Source organism: Streptomyces varsoviensis (genome assembly GCF_000718635.1).
Classification (GTDB): domain Bacteria; phylum Actinomycetota; class Actinomycetes; order Streptomycetales; family Streptomycetaceae; genus Streptomyces; species Streptomyces varsoviensis.
In genome coordinates this window covers 14,818-28,533 of record NZ_JOBF01000031.1, presented here as the reverse complement: position 1 = coordinate 28,533, position 13,716 = coordinate 14,818, and the positions used below count along the sequence as shown (strand labels likewise).

The following is a 13,716-nucleotide window of genomic DNA, read 5'->3' as shown; positions in this document are numbered from 1 at the left end:
TGCGCGAACCATTGGCAGTTCAGTCAAAACCAATCTATTGACATGGCTGAATGTGCTCGGTTTTACTCCGTGGCAACGCCGGTGTGGAGCACTCGGCGCAGAGGTACGCCTAGCCGGTAGTTGGCCCCGCGCCATGAGTCCGGACACAGTCGCCAGGGCCCTTCCGGGGTTCCGAGGCGGGGTCGTGCCCTCAACAGTGGGAGCTCAACGATGAGCCTCAATCGTGTTGTGCGTAGGGGTATGACGGTTGCCGCGGCCCTTACGGCCACCGCGGCGGCCTGCCTGACCGCCGCCTCCACGGCGTCGGCCGCCCCCGGTATCCAACTTCCCAACCCGCATATCGGTTGGGACTACCAGATCGGCGGCGCCTACACCCCGCCCGCCGGCGTGAAGATCGTCAGTCGGGACTACACGGCGGACCCGGCGCCCGGTCTCTACAACATCTGTTACGTCAATGCCTTCCAGACCCAGCCGAAGAAGGAGGGGGACTGGGACTCCGATCTGCTGCTGAAGAACTCGAAGGGCCAGGTCGTCTACGACGGCAAGTGGGGCGAGGCCATCCTCGACATCAGAACCGAGGACAAGCGCAAGCGGATCGCCGAAAAGGTCAACGGCTGGATCGACACCTGCGCCGCCAAGGGCTTCCAGGCAGTCGAGCCCGACAACTACGACACGTACGACCGCTACCAGGATCTCCTCGACCCGAGTCAGGCCGAGGACCTCATCACGCGCCTGTCCCAGCACGCCCACAGCAAGGGCCTGGCCATCGCGCAGAAGAACGCGCCGGATCTGGCCAAGGACCACGCGAAGACCGGGCTTGACTTCGCCGTCGCCGAGGAGTGCGGCCGGTACAACGAGTGCGAGAAGTACACCAAGGCGTACGGCTCCCGCGTCTATGTCGTCGAGTACACGGACAGCGGCCTGAAAAAGGCCTGCTCCGCCTGGGGTGACAAGCTGAGCATCGTCCGCCGCGACGAAAACGTCAAACCCAAGGGCCACGAAGAGTACGTCCGCAAGACCTGCTGAACCGAGCACCGGGTCCCGCTCCGCGCGACCGGGACCCGGTGCCCGCGCGTCCCGGCCTTTTCGACGCTCCCCCTTCCCCGTGTCTCCTTTTCCCCATATAAGTTCCCCGCCGCCACCGCGCCCCGCGACGGTGGCGGCCTGACGCAGGGCGCCAAACCCCTGGAGGTAGTGATGACAGCAGTCCCCCGAGCGCCCGGTCTCCTGTCACGGCGCAATGTGCTGCGCGCCGGCGGCGCCGGCGCGCTCCTCGCGGCCGGCGGCGGCGCCCTGTCCGGCTGCGCGGCGGATACCGCCAGTGGGGTCGGCGCCGACGGCCGCGTCACGATCCAGATGTGGCACGGCCAGACCGACGTCGGGTCCAAGGCCATCAAAGGTCTGGCCGCCGAGTTCGAGCGCACCCACCCGGACATCCGCGTGGACCTGGGCGGCGGCGTGCTGGCCGACGCCATGCTGCAGAAGGTCACCGCCGCGCTCGCCTCCGGCGCCTACCCCGACATCGCCTATATCTTCGGCTCCGACCTCGCGAGCGTGGCCCGCAGCCCGCAGGTGGTCGACCTGACCGAGATGGTGGGGCAGTGGTCGACGCCGTGGCGCAACTACCACGCGCCCGCGCGGGAGGCCGTCACCATTCGCGGCAAGGTCCGCGCGGTCCCCGCCCTCCTCGACTCCTTGGCCGTGATCTGCAACAAGAAGGTGTTCGCCGACGCCGGGGTCGACCTGCCCAAGCCGGGCTGGACGTGGAAGGAGTACACCGAGACCGCGCGCCGGCTCACGAGCCGGGCCAAGGGGCGGTTCGGCACCGGCTGGCCCGGGACCGGCGACGAGGACACGGTGTGGCGGCTGTGGCCGATGGTGTGGGACCTGGGCGGCGATGTCATCGCCGAGGACGGGAAGAGCATCGGCTTCGAGGAGGTGGGCGCCCGCGTCCTGGAGGTCGTCAAGGAGATGGCGGACGACAAGAGCGTCTATGTCGACCCCAAGCCCGGCGGCGAGCAGATGTACCAGGTCTTCCTCTCCGGGCGGATGGGCATGGTGCCGACCGCCCCCTCGCAGTTGCTGGACGTCAAGCAGGCGAACCTCGACTACCACGTCGCCCCGTTGCCCAGCTTCAGCCGCCGTCCCGTCACCATCTCCGGGCCCGACACCTGGACGCTGTTCGACAACGGCGAGGCCCGCGTGAAGGCCGCCAAGACCTTCGTCACCTGGCTGACCCAGCCCGCCCAGGACAGCCGGTGGGACGTCGAGGCGGGCAGCCTGCCGCTCAGCCGCCGCAGCGAGGACCGCCAGGAGTGGCACGACTACTCCGCCCGTACCCCCGGCCTCTCCGTGTTCACCGAGGCGCTCACCTCGGCGCGCGTACGCCCCGTGCACCCGGCCTACCCGCGCATCTCGCGGTCCCTGGGGCAAGCCATCATCGCCGTGCTGCTCGGCCGCAAGAGCCCCGCCGAAGCGGTGCGCTCCTGTGCCGAGGAGTCCAACGCCGCCCTGCTCATACCGCGCTGAGGACCCGATATGCCCCAACTTCCCACACCGCTGACCCTGCCGCAGAACCGGTCCGAACCGCGTGCCCTGCGCCGTCGGCGCCGCAAGGAGGCGGCAACGGCCTGGGCGTACGTCTCCCCCGCCGTACTCGTCATCCTCGGCCTCAGCGTCCTGCCGGTCATCTGGTCGCTGCTGCTGTCCTTCCAGGCCAACGACCTCGTCACGCCCAGCCGCTGGGTGGGCCTCGACAACTACCAGGCCCTGCGCCAGGACCCGAACTTCCACCAGGCCGTACGGAACACGCTCTTCTACACGGTGCTGTACGTGCCCCTGAGCATCGTCATCGGGCTCTCCCTGGCCCTCGTGCTCAACCAGCGCATCCGCTTCGTCGGCCTCTACCGGACGCTGTTCTTCGTCCCGTTCGTCATCTCCGCCACCGCGCAGGGCGTGCTGTTCTCCTTCATCCTCGACCCGGAGTTCGGCGCGGCCAACTCCGTCCTGAACCACCTGGGCATCTCCCCGCAGGGCTTCCTCACCGACCCCTCGCAGGCGCTGCTCGTCCTGGTGATCATCACGCTGTGGAGCGGTACGGGCCTGTGCACCGTCATCTACCTGGCGGCGCTGCAGGACGTCCAGCAGTCCCTGGTCGAGGCCGCGCGCCTCGACGGCGCGGGCAAGCGGCAGATACTGCGGCACGTGACGCTGCCCGCGCTCGCGCCGGTCAGCGTGTTCCTGCTGCTGTGGCAGACCATCCAGTCCCTCCAGGTCTTCGACCTCGTGTACGTGACCACCAAGGGCGGGCCCCTCGGCTCGACCACCGTGATCGTCTACTTCATCTGGGAGCAGGCCTTCAAGGAGTTCACCGCCGGGTACGGAGCCGCCGCCGCCTACGTCCTCGCCGTCGCGCTGATCATCGTGGGCGTCGTGATGCGCGTGGTCCGCCGCGAGCGCACCCCCCGTCGTACGAAAGCAGCCGCCTCATGACCGCGACCACGACCGAGACACGGATCTCCTCCCGTCCGAGCGCCCTGCCGACCGAACGGCGCCGCTTCCGGCTCCCGTTCAGCGGCTGGCACCTGGTGCTCATACCGTTGGCCGCGCTGTTCGCGGCGCCGCTGATCTGGCTGGCGCTCAGCTCGGTGATGAGCGACGCCGAGATCAACCGCTTCCCGCCGGCGCTCTGGCCCTCGAAGATCGACCTCAGCGGATACCGCTACGTCCTCGGCAACTCCATGTTCCCGCGCTGGCTGCTGAACTCGGTGATCGTCTCCGCGGTCGCCGTCACCACCAACCTGGTGTTCGGCGTGCTCGGCGGCTACGCCTTCGCCCGGATGCGGTTCGCCGGCTCGAAACTGATCCTCGTCCTGATGCTGGCGACGATGGCGATCCCCTTCCAGCTCACGATGATTCCGACCTTCCTCGTCATGAAGAAGCTCGGGCTCATCGACACGCTCGGCGCGCTGATCGTGCCCGCGCTCGTCACGCCGTTCGCGGTGTTCCTGCTGCGGCAGTTCTTCATGGCCCTGCCCCGGGAACTGGAGGAGGCCGCCTGGATCGACGGCTGCTCCCGGCTCCGGGTGATCTTCTCCATCGTCGTGCCCCTCGCCCGGCCCGCGCTCTCCACCGTCGCGGTGCTCACCTTCCTGACCACGTGGAACGACCTGAGCTGGCCGCTGATCGCCATCAACCACGACACGCAGTACACGCTCCAACTGGGCCTGACCACCTTCCAGGGGCGGCACCACACCCACTGGTCCGCGGTCATGGCGGGCAACGTCCTCACCGTCCTGCCGGTGCTCATCGCGTTCCTCTTCGCGCAGAAGGCCTTCATCCGCTCGGTCGCCTCCAGCGGCCTCAAGGGCTGACCCGCCCGCGCCGCCCGTTCGAAGGACCACGATGCCCACCGCGTACGACCTGCTCGTCATCGGGGACGCCAGCCCCGATGTCACCCTCGGCCCGCTCACCGAACCACTCGCCTTCGGCCGGCGCGAACAGCTCACCGACTCCGGCGCCCTGTGCCGCGACGGCCGCTCACTGATGAGCGCGCCGGGCATCCCCGTGACGCCGAACATCCCCGTGACGCCGACGGACACCGTCGGCGCCGGGGACAGCTTCGACGCCGGTTTCATCGCGGCCACCATCCGGCGTCAGCCTCCGCACCAGGCGCTGCGCATCGCAGCGGGGTGCGGAGCCCTGTCCACGAGGGCCCAAGGAGGCACCGCCGCCCAGGCCGCCTGGGACAAGGCCCTCACCCATCTCTCTCCCGACGGAGCACACACCTCATGACCACCCAGCCCAAGATCGCTTTCATCGGCGCCGGCAGCGTCGTCTTCACCCAGGGGCTCCTCGCCGACCTCTTCGCCTTCCCGGAGCTGCGCAACGCGCACATAGCCCTGCACGACATCGGCGCCGAGCGGCTCGCCACCGCCGAGGCCGCCGCCCGCTACATCGCGCGCGAGCTGAACGCCGACGCGACCATCACCGCCCACGCCGACCGCCGCGAGTCCCTGGCCGGCGCCGACTTCGTCATCAACATCGTGCAGATCGGCATGGGCGAGTCGACCCGCACCGACTTCGACGTCCCCGCCCGCTACGGGCTGCGCCAGACCATCGGCGACACGCTCGGCGTCGGCGGCATCTTCCGCGCGCTGCGCACCTTCCCGTTCCTCAAGCAGCTCGGCGAGGACATCACCGAGCTGTGCCCCGACGCGTGGCTGCTCAACTACACCAACCCGATGGCCATGAACATCCAGTACCTCACCGAGGCCACCGGGCTGACCAAGGTGGTCGGCCTGTGCCACTCGGTGTACTGGACCATGCACGACCTCGCCAAGCTCGTGGACGTCCCCTTCGAGGAGATCACCTACCGGGCCGCGGGCGTCAACCACCAGGCGTGGGTGCTGCGCTTCGAGCACCAGGGCCAGGACCTCTACCCCCGCCTCGACGAACTCATCGCCAAGGACGAGCAGTTGCGGCGCCGGGTGCGCGTCGACATGTACCGCCGCCTCGGCTTCTACCCGACCGAGACCAGCGAGCACTCCTCGGAGTACGTGCCGTGGTACCTGCACCACGACAGCGAGGTCGAGCGGCTGCGGCTGCCGATCGGCGCGTACGTCGGCATCGTCGACGAGAACGTCGCCGAGTACGAGCACACCCGTGACGCGCTCGCCGCCGGGCAGCCGCTCACCGTCGAGGGCACCATGGAGTACGCCCCGCAGATCATCCACAGCATGGTCACCGGCACCCCGCGCACCATCTACGGGAACGTCCCCAACCGCGGTCTGATCGACAACCTGCCGTCCCACGGCGTCGTCGAGGTGCCCTGCCTGGTCGACGCGACGGGCATCCAGCCGACCCACGCGGGCGAACTGCCGCCGCAGCTAGCCGCCCTCAACCGCACGTACCTGAGCATGAACAACCTCGTGGTGCGCGCCGCCGTCGACAACGAGCCGAAGCACATCCGGCAGGCGGCCATGACCGACCCGGCGACCGCCGCCACGCTGACCGTGGACCAGATCTGGCAGCTCTGCGACGACATGGTCCGCGCCCACGCCGACCTCCTCCAGCCGTCGCTGCGGGCCACGCTGGCCGACGGCTGACCCGGCCCCACGCCGCTCGCACCGAGAAAAACCTAGAAAATCCGGGAAACCCGGGAAAAATCTAGAAAAGAGGAAACCACCCTTCATGTCCCTCACGAGCCAGGAGATCGCCACCCGCTGGCGGAGCTGGTGCTCGCCCAGCGCGTGGCGGTGCGGCTCGCCGAGGACGCGGGGCGGAACCCCGACAGCCCCGCCCACCTGACGCGGTCCGTCGTCCTCAGTTGAGCGACCGACCCCCCTCTCATCCGCCGAACCCGGCCGACCGGCACCGTCCGGTCGGCCGCCGACCCCCGGAACTCACGCCATGCCTCTGGTCAGCCCGTACGACATGCTCCACAACACCGCAGCGGCGGTCGGGGCCTTCAACGTCGCCCTCATCGAGCAGATGGAGGCCATCCTCATCGGCGCCGAGCGGGAGCGGCTGCCGGTGATCGTGCAGATCAGCGAGAACGCCGTCGCGCACCACGGCTCCCTCGGCCCGCTCGCGGCGGCGGCCCGTACCGCCCTCGCGGCGTCCAGCGTGCCCGCGGCCCTGCACCTGGACCACGCCACCCGCCCCGAGCTGATCGAGGAGGCCGTCGCGCTCGGCTTCACATCGGTGATGTACGACGGCGCCGCCCTGCCCTGGGAGGAGAACGTCGCCTACACCCGCCGGATCGCGCACCACTGCCGGGAGCACGGCGTGTTCCTGGAGGCGGAGCTGGGCGAGGTCGGCGGCAAGGACGGGGCGCACGCGCCCGGCGTCCGTACGGACCCCCGCGAGGCCGCGCGGTTCGTGACGGACACCGGCGTGGACGCCCTCGCGGTGGCCGTCGGCACCTCGCACCACATGACGGAGCGCACCGCCGCCATCGACCTGGCGCTCGTACGGGAGCTGCGGGCCGCGGTGCCGGTGCCGCTCGTCCTGCACGGCTCGTCGGGGGCGGACGACCCGACCCTGGCGGCCGCGGCCGCCGCCGGCATCCGCAAGATCAATATCTCGACGCACCTCAACACGGTCTTCACCGCGGCCGTGCGCGACGTGCTCGACGCCGGGCCCGTCGTCGACCCCCGGCGCTATGTGAGCCGGGGCCGCGAGGCGATGGCCGTCGAGGTCGCCCGGCTGCTGCGGCTCTTCGCCTCGTCCTTGCCGGCCCGCGCGGCTTCGTAGCCGGGGGCGGGCGGGGCCCGAGGCCGCCGGGCGCCGCGGATACACCAATAGCGAATAGCCAATAGGCGGATATATCAATATGTCGTCGTGCACGGTCGCCTTCGGGCCACCGTGCACGACGCTTTATCAGGGGTGCCGCCGGGGCGCCGGCCGGGCCCGCGGGCTTCTCGCTAGCGCGCGTCGCGGTCCGCGCTCCGGCGGGCGACCTCGTTCCCGACCGCCGCGCGCAGCCCGTCCGCCGTGAGGCCGAGGTCGCGCAGGATGCGCGCGGCCGGGCTCCCCTCGGTGCGGGCCAGGCCCAGCAGGCTGTGCTCCGTGCCGATCCAGTCGTGGCCGAGGTCGGCCGCGGCGCGGCCCGCCTGTCCAATGGCGTCCTTGCTCTCCGGCCGGAACGGGATGTGCCCGCGCGGCGCCTTCTCGCCCGCCGGGGGCAGCGCCTCCTCGATCGCGTCGCGGACGCGCCGCTCCGGTCCGGCCTCCGCGATCAGCAGCTCGTACGCCAGCCCGCGCGGTTCGCCGAGCAGGCCGAGCAGCAGGTGTTCGGTGCCGATGGAGTCGTGCTTGTGGGTACGGGCGGCCTCCTGCGCCAGCACGATGCAGTGCCGGTTCAGGTCGGTGTACCGCTCGAAGGGGCCGGGCGCGTGGCGCTGCTGGGCGGCCTGCTTGGAGACCCCGATGGCGTCGCCGATCTCGGTCCAGGACGCGCCGTTGCGCTTGGCCTTGCTGACGTAGTGGTCGATGAGCTGGTCACCGAGGTCGGACAGGGTCTGGGCGCGCAGGCGCGCCTCGCTGACGCGGGACAGCGCGTCGGCGTCGGGGAGTTCGTCGTCGAGTCGGGTGATCAGGTCGGCGAGGCTGATGTCGAGTGGGCTCATGCGTCAACTTTAAGTTGACGCCCCACGGGCGTCAACCTGTAATTGACGATTGTCGGGAATCCGGTCCGCCCTCTCCGGCTCGCGCTCACACCAGTTCTGGCTGCGGCGCCGGGCGCGGCTCGGGAACGGCCTTCGGCTCCCAGAGCCTGCCGACCCGTACGTAGCCGTAGACCACCGACGCCATCGCCAGGACGAGGAGCGGCCCGAACACCCATGGATGGGTCGCCATCTCCATCGGCAGATAGCGGTACGAGGTCAGGAGCGCCGCGAAGACCACCGTGCCGTACGCGACCAGCGCGACCGCCGGCCGGTCCCAGCCGCGGTCGAGGCAGCGCAGCGCCGTCTCGATCGTGAGCGCGAAGACCACGCCGGCGATGAGGTCCACGCCGTAGTGGTAGCCGAAGCCCAGCGTGGCGGTGAGCGTGGCGATCAGCCAAAACGTTCCTGCAATGCGCAGGAAGCGGGGGCCCTTGCGGGAGTGGATGAAGATCGTGACGGCCCACGCCGTGTGGAGGCTGGGCATGCAGTTGCGCGGAGTCAAGTCGTCGTACGGCATCGGCTGCGGGGCGTGCAGCGGCGGCACCGTGTGCGGCCAGACGTTCGCCAGCGCCCAGTGCTCGCCGCCGGTGCCGAAGGCCCCCGTACCGAAGGCGAAGACCGGGCCGACCACCGGGAAGATCATGTAGATGGCCGGGCCGACGAGGCCGATGACGAGGAAGGTGCGCACCAGGTAGTGGCCCGGGAAGCGGCGCTCCTTCGCCACATTGCGCAGTTGGTAGAGCGCGACGACGACCGCGGCCACCGCGAGCTGGGCGTAGACGAAGTCGAGGATGTGGGCGCCGACCGGTCCGGTGGCCTCGACGGCCCGGCCCATCAGCCACGAGGGGTTGCCCAGCGCGTGATCGGCGGTGGCCACGTAGCGGTCGAGCGTCGTCGGGAGTGCCTTCGACGTGATGAGCAGCCAGGTGTCACCGGTCTTGCGGCCGGCCACCAGCAGCAGGCCGAGGCCGACGCCCTTCAGCAGCAGGGCGCGCTCCCGGCCCGTACGCCGCGTCACGGCGATGACCGCGCACCCCAGGAGCACCCACAGCGCGCCGTTGCCGAAGGTCATCCTGGCGTCGGCCGCCCAGCGCACCAGGAAGAAGACGATATCGATGGCGACGGCGGCGCCGGCGGCGATGAAACGTTCCCGCCAGGTGAGCACCACCATCATGAGCCCCATGCCGGCGTACAGCAGCGGCCCCGATTTGGGGCCGAATATCACCTCTTGCGCCTGGTTGGAGATCGGCCCCGGCAGCCCGTAGTGGCGCGCGGCGATCTCCAGCGCTATGAGGAACCCGAGGACCGATATACCGGCTATGCCCCACAAAATGGTCCGTGGCCGGCGCAGCGCGGCGAGCATGGCCCGGTAGCTGTTTCGCGAGGACACCCGTGATGTTTCAGATATCAATTGTGGCCGCTTTGCTGGTGTTGGCTGCGTTGGTTGCGTTGGCTGCGTCGGTTATATAGGTCGCTTTTCACGCTGAATGGCTGGACCGTCCGGCGAGGAGCGGGCGCTCCGGGCGTCGCCGCGAGCCCGAACATGCTATCGGGATGGTACGGGTGGGACTTTCACCTGATCGGCCCGGCCGTGGTGGCGGCCGCCGCTGGGGCGCGGGGTCGCGTGGCGGAGCGGCCGACGCCGCTGGGGCGCGGGGTCGCGTGGCGGAGCGGCCGACGCCGCTGGGGCGCGGGGACGCGTGGCGGAGCGGCCGACGCCGCTGGGCGGGGGGCGGTGCGGGGCCGAGCGTGCGGCCCGTCCGCAGATCACGATGGATCGTGCCGGGACGGGGACGCGACGCCCGTTCCCCGCTGAGCCGTCCCCCGCTGAGCCGGGCACCGCTGCGCTCGGTGCCGCTGCACCTGGCGCCGCACCACGCTGGTCACCCCACCGCGTCGTACACGGCCTGGACGTATGCGGCGCTGCGGGCGGAGCCGAGGATGCCCGGGGACATCCGGTTCATCATGTAGGAGATCGTCATGCGGCGGTCCAGATCCATGATGATCATGGAGCCGCCCCAGCCGCCCCAGAACGCGATCCGCCCCTCGGGAATCCACGGGAGCGCCTGCGGCTGAGGGAGGGCGTAGCCGATGCCCCAGCGCAAGGGAAGGCCGTTCACCAGGTCGGTGCCGTCGGCCTGCACGGTGAAGACGGTGTCGATGGTCTTCGGGCCGAGCAGCCGGGGACCGTCCGTCTGGCCGCCGCGGACCAGGACGGAGAGGATGCGGGCGACGGAACGGGCGTTGCCGTGGCCGTTGGCCGCGCCGATGTCGGCGGCCCGCCACCGCGGGGTGTTGGCGACGGACGCGTCCACGGCCGGGCCGTTCATGGCCTTGGCCGCGGGGCTGCCCGGCGGCAGCTCCAGGCCGGACGAGGCTGCCGCGTCGGGCGTGGGCGGCGGTATCACGTCGGCGATGCGGTGCCGGTCGTACCCGTCCGCTCCGATGCGGAAGTCCGCGGCGAGCGGGCCCGCGATCTCCTCGGCGACGAATTCCTTGAGGGTGCGGCCGGTGGTGCGGCGGACCAGCTCGCCGATCAGGTGCCCGTAACTGAAGATGTGGTAGCCGGATGCCGTGCCCGGACGCCACCACGGTGCCTGCCGGGCCAGGCGGGCGGCGGTCCGCTCCGTGTCGTAGAGGTCGGCGACTGTGGCCGGCCCGTCGAGGCCGGCGACTCCGGAGGTGTGCGAGAGCAGGTGCCGGACCTCCACGTGCCCCTTGCCGTTGGCCGCGAACTCGGGCCAGTAGCGGGCCACCGGCGCGTGGACGTCGAGGTCACCGCCGTCGACGAGCATGAGCGCGGCGAGGCTGGTGACGGTCTTGGTGACGGACCACACGTTGGTGACGGTGTCCTCCTCCCACGCGAGGGTGCGGGCGGCGTCGCGGTGGCCGCCCCAGAGATCGACGGCGCGTTCACCGTCGATATCGACGACCAGCGAGGCTCCGACCTCCTCACCGGAATCCAAGTTCCGCCGCAACGCCGCCCGTACGGCGTCGAAACGGGGTTGCTGTGTGCCATGGATATCGGGCATGACGGGTCCTTTCTGATGATGTACCGGGGGACTTCGACTTGCGGGGGCGAGCCGGCGGGAGGCCCGTGCGATGACGAACGGCCCCCCACCAAGTGGGCTTCCGCCCAGGGATTGCGTGCGGAACGGCCTCGGGCCGGGCGGCTTCGCGCCGAACGGCCTTGCGCCGGGCAGGCTCGTGCCGGGCGGCTCTGCGCCGGGCAGGCTCGCGCCAGGCGGCCTTGCGCCGGGCAGGCTCGTGCCAGGCGGCCTCGGGCCGGGCAGGCTTGCGCCGGACGGCCTCGGGCCGGGCAGGCTTGCGCCGGACGGCCTCGGGCCGGGCAGGCTTGCGCCGAGCGGCCTCTGCTGAGCGACCTTGTGCCAAGTTGCCTTACGCCGGGCGGCGTTGCGGCCAGTGGCCTCATACTGAGCGGCCTTGGGCCGAGTGGTCTCGTACCCGTGGGACCTTGCAGCCAGCAGGCTTGCGCCGAATGACCTTGCGCCGAACGGCCTCGTGTCCGTGCGACCTTTCGCCAGGCGGCTTCGTACCAAGTGGCCTTGCTCCGGACCACCTCGTGCCGAACGGGCCTCGTACCGACCAGCCTTGCGCCGAGCGGCCTTGTGCCGGGCAGGCTCGCGCCAGGCGGCTTTGCGCCCAGTGGCCTCGTGCCGAACGGCCTCACGCCGAACCGCCTTGGGCCGAGTGGCCTCCTGCCCGTGCGGCCTTGCGTCCGGCAGCCTCATGCTGAGGGCCTTGCGCCGGGCGGCCTCATGCTGAGGGCCTTGCGCCGGGCGGCCTCATGCTGAGGGCCTTGCGCCAAGCAACCTTGCTCCGAGTGGCCTCGTACCGGGCTTGCGCCTGGCAGGCCCGCGCCGAACCGCCTCGTGTCCGTGCGGCTTCGTACCGAAGGGCCTCATGCCAGGCGGTCTTGCGACAGGCAGCCTTACGCCCAGTAGCTTCGTGCCAGGTGGCCTCATGCTGGCGGCCTCGTGCCGAGCGGCCTTGGGCCCAGCGTCCTTGCGCCCAGTGGCCTCGTACCGAACGGCATCGGGCCAAGCGGCCTTGTATCGAACAGCCTCCTGCCGAACGACCTCGTACCAACCAGCCCGGCGCCGAGCGGCGTTGCGCCGAGCGGGCTCGTACCCAGCCGTCCTGCGCCCAGTGGCCTCGTGCCGGGCGACCTGCCGCCGAACGGCCTCGTGTCCGTGCGGCCTCGTGCCGGGCGGCTTTGCGCCCAGTGGCCTCGCACCGAACGGCATGGGGCCGAACGACCTCGTACCAACCACCCTTGCGCCGAGCGGCCTCGTACCGGGCGGCATCGGGCCGAGCCACCTGACCCGGGCGGCACCGGCCGAGCAACCCTGGCACCGCGCGGCATCGGGCCGAGCCACCTGACGCCGGACAGCATCGAACCGAACAACCTGGCACCGGGCGGCGTCGGGCCGAGCAGCCTGCGGCAGGCAGCCTGGCGGGGGCCTCATGCCTTCGGGAGGTGTTCCTCGGCGAAGGCGATGGCGTCGGTGATGGCCTTGTCGGCGGCGGGGTGGTGGCCGACGACCAGGGGCCATACGTGTCCCATGCCCGGTGCGACGTCCAGGCGCACCGGCACGGCGTCGTCGGCCAGTTTCGCGGCCAGCCGGATGGCGTCGCTGAGCATCACCTCGTGGCCGCCGATCTGGATCAGGACCGGCGGCAGGCCCCGGGTGTCGGCGAAGACCGGGGAGGCCAGCGGGCTGCTCAGCGGGGCGTTGCCGAGGGCGACGGCCGCGGCTTGGCGGAGTCCCGCACGGCTCACGGAGGGGTCGACGGCGTCGAGCGTGACCATCGAGGCGCCGGTGTGTTCGAGGTTGGCCCAGGGCGAGATGGCGATCGAGGCGGCCGGCAGCGGGAGCCCGAGGTCGCGGGCGGCGACCAGGGCGCTGACCGCCATCGCGCCACCGGCGGAGTCACCGGCGAACACGACGTTTCGCGGCGCGGCGCCCTGCGCCAGGAGCCAGCGGTAGGCCGTGACGGAGTCGTCGACGGGGGCGGGGAAGACGGCGTCGGGCGCGAGCCGGTAGTCCGGTACGAGGACGCGGGCGCGCAGCCGCCGGGCGAGGGTCCCGGTGAGGCCGCGGTAGCCCTGCGGGTCACCCGTGATGTAGGCGCCGCCGTGCAGGTAGACCATGTACCGGCCGGGGATGGCGTCCTCGGGGACCGCGATCTCGGCGGGCACCCCGTCCGCGTCCACGGACTCGAAGGTCACGCCGTGCGGCGCCGGGAAGCTGTCCTGGAAGAACTTCCGGTAGCCGAGCCGTACGTCCGCCAGGCTGTCGGGCCCCTCTCCGGTGGCCGCGGCGAAGACGAGCCCGCTCTGCGTCGCCCACTCCTGGTAGAAGGCGGAAACGTCGAACGAAGTCATGGGGGATCTCCTCATCAAAGATGTGAAAGACGTGAGCGGCTGCGTTCCAACCGCTCTGCGAGTCTCCGACCCTCACATTGATGTGAAGGTCAAATAGGCGGTCGCGAGACCCCGACCAGGGCTGTCATAGGCTCG

Annotated in this window: 11 protein-coding genes; 7 read left to right on the top strand and 4 right to left on the bottom strand. The window is 70.8% G+C overall.

The window, feature by feature from the left end:
- Positions 1-210 precede the first annotated feature (210 nt).
- The 7 genes from IF55_RS31720 to IF55_RS31690 all read left to right on the top strand — a co-directional run bounded on the left by IF55_RS31720 (position 211) and on the right by IF55_RS31690 (position 7,257).
- Positions 211-1,026, top strand: coding sequence for an endo alpha-1,4 polygalactosaminidase (locus IF55_RS31720; protein WP_030889481.1), 816 nt, complete (start codon positions 211-213; stop codon positions 1,024-1,026).
- 171 nt (positions 1,027-1,197) lie between these two features.
- A complete protein-coding gene (locus tag IF55_RS31715) occupies positions 1,198-2,529 on the top strand; it encodes an ABC transporter substrate-binding protein (protein ID WP_030889484.1) in 1,332 nt (443 codons plus the stop codon).
- A gap of 9 nt (positions 2,530-2,538) precedes the next feature.
- Positions 2,539-3,492 carry a carbohydrate ABC transporter permease gene (locus tag IF55_RS31710; protein WP_030889487.1) on the top strand — a complete coding sequence of 318 codons (954 nt, stop codon included), beginning with the start codon at positions 2,539-2,541 and terminating at the stop codon, positions 3,490-3,492.
- Positions 3,489-4,373, top strand: a complete 885-nt coding sequence (locus IF55_RS31705) for a carbohydrate ABC transporter permease (RefSeq protein ID WP_030889490.1) — start codon at positions 3,489-3,491, stop codon at positions 4,371-4,373. The genes IF55_RS31710 and IF55_RS31705 overlap by 4 nt, the downstream gene beginning before the upstream one ends.
- Positions 4,374-4,404: 31 nt before the next feature.
- Entirely contained in the window at positions 4,405-4,794 is a 390-nt protein-coding gene (locus IF55_RS41375) for a PfkB family carbohydrate kinase (RefSeq protein WP_030889493.1), read from the top strand.
- Positions 4,791-6,107: an alpha-glucosidase/alpha-galactosidase gene (gene melA / locus IF55_RS31695; RefSeq protein ID WP_030889496.1), complete on the top strand. Its 1,317-nt coding sequence runs from the start codon at positions 4,791-4,793 to the stop codon at positions 6,105-6,107. The genes IF55_RS41375 and melA overlap by 4 nt, the downstream gene beginning before the upstream one ends.
- A 304-nt stretch (positions 6,108-6,411) precedes the next feature.
- Positions 6,412-7,257: a class II fructose-bisphosphate aldolase gene (locus tag IF55_RS31690; protein WP_030889499.1), complete on the top strand. Its 846-nt coding sequence runs from the start codon at positions 6,412-6,414 to the stop codon at positions 7,255-7,257.
- 170 nt (positions 7,258-7,427) lie between these two features.
- Here IF55_RS31690 and IF55_RS31685 read toward each other — a convergent pair whose 3' ends face one another.
- The 4 genes from IF55_RS31685 to IF55_RS31670 form a co-directional block, all read right to left on the bottom strand.
- On the bottom strand, positions 7,428-8,132 hold the full coding sequence (locus IF55_RS31685) for a Clp protease N-terminal domain-containing protein (RefSeq protein ID WP_048832893.1): 705 nt from the start codon (positions 8,130-8,132) through the stop codon (positions 7,428-7,430).
- Positions 8,133-8,217: 85 nt separating this feature from the next.
- Positions 8,218-9,534 (bottom strand): phosphatase PAP2 family protein, encoded by a 1,317-nt coding sequence (locus IF55_RS31680; protein WP_048832906.1) that lies wholly within the window; start codon positions 9,532-9,534, stop codon positions 8,218-8,220.
- A 520-nt stretch (positions 9,535-10,054) separates the two neighbouring features.
- The gene (locus tag IF55_RS31675; RefSeq protein WP_030889506.1) at positions 10,055-11,203 is read right to left on the bottom strand and encodes an EstA family serine hydrolase; all 1,149 of its coding nucleotides are present in this window, start codon (positions 11,201-11,203) and stop codon (positions 10,055-10,057) included.
- A 1,454-nt stretch (positions 11,204-12,657) separates the two neighbouring features.
- Positions 12,658-13,581: an alpha/beta hydrolase gene (locus IF55_RS31670; protein WP_048832891.1), complete on the bottom strand. Its 924-nt coding sequence runs from the start codon at positions 13,579-13,581 to the stop codon at positions 12,658-12,660.
- Between the last annotated feature and the right edge of the window lie 135 nt (positions 13,582-13,716).

What these genes read in the sequence shown, in the direction of transcription:
- melA (WP_030889496.1), top strand. Translation starts at nt 4,791, where the DNA reads ATGACCACCCAGCCCAAGATCGCTTTCATCGGCGCCGGCAGCGTCGTC.
- IF55_RS31680 (WP_048832906.1), bottom strand. Translation starts at nt 9,534, where the DNA reads ATGCTCGCCGCGCTGCGCCGGCCACGGACCATTTTGTGGGGCATAGCC.
- IF55_RS31670 (WP_048832891.1), bottom strand. Translation starts at nt 13,581, where the DNA reads ATGACTTCGTTCGACGTTTCCGCCTTCTACCAGGAGTGGGCGACGCAG.
- IF55_RS31720 (WP_030889481.1), top strand. Translation starts at nt 211, where the DNA reads ATGAGCCTCAATCGTGTTGTGCGTAGGGGTATGACGGTTGCCGCGGCC.
- IF55_RS41375 (WP_030889493.1), top strand. Translation starts at nt 4,405, where the DNA reads ATGCCCACCGCGTACGACCTGCTCGTCATCGGGGACGCCAGCCCCGAT.
- IF55_RS31690 (WP_030889499.1), top strand. Translation starts at nt 6,412, where the DNA reads ATGCCTCTGGTCAGCCCGTACGACATGCTCCACAACACCGCAGCGGCG.
- IF55_RS31685 (WP_048832893.1), bottom strand. Translation starts at nt 8,132, where the DNA reads ATGAGCCCACTCGACATCAGCCTCGCCGACCTGATCACCCGACTCGAC.
- IF55_RS31715 (WP_030889484.1), top strand. Translation starts at nt 1,198, where the DNA reads ATGACAGCAGTCCCCCGAGCGCCCGGTCTCCTGTCACGGCGCAATGTG.
- IF55_RS31705 (WP_030889490.1), top strand. Translation starts at nt 3,489, where the DNA reads ATGACCGCGACCACGACCGAGACACGGATCTCCTCCCGTCCGAGCGCC.
- IF55_RS31710 (WP_030889487.1), top strand. Translation starts at nt 2,539, where the DNA reads ATGCCCCAACTTCCCACACCGCTGACCCTGCCGCAGAACCGGTCCGAA.
- IF55_RS31675 (WP_030889506.1), bottom strand. Translation starts at nt 11,203, where the DNA reads ATGCCCGATATCCATGGCACACAGCAACCCCGTTTCGACGCCGTACGG.